The 243-nt window shown below is 45.3% G+C and carries 1 tRNA gene; it reads right to left on the bottom strand.

Annotation, left to right across the window (positions count from 1 at the left end):
- Positions 1-136: 136 nt before the first annotated feature.
- Positions 137-212 (bottom strand) — tRNA-Ala (locus ACZ6J2_RS21925).
- Between the last annotated feature and the right edge of the window lie 31 nt (positions 213-243).

Raw genomic sequence — 243 nt, 5'->3', positions numbered from 1 at the left:
AATTTGAGAGACTCGAACACACCATTAAAGATGTGTCGTTTCAATTTTCAGCTTGATCCAGATTTTTAAAGAGCAAAACTTCGCAGTGCACCTTTTCAGGTTCACTCTGAAGTTTTCTTGTATTCGCAGTAAAAGATGGTGGAGCTATGCGGGATCGAACCGCAGACCTCCTGCGTGCAAAGCAGGCGCTCTCCCAGCTGAGCTATAGCCCCATCGTTTATAATCTCTGTACCGCTCATCCTT

This window comes from Enterobacter sp. E14S (genome assembly GCF_055666685.1).
Note: the sequence above shows the minus strand (reverse complement) of the source record. Positions and strands in the feature narration are given on the sequence as shown.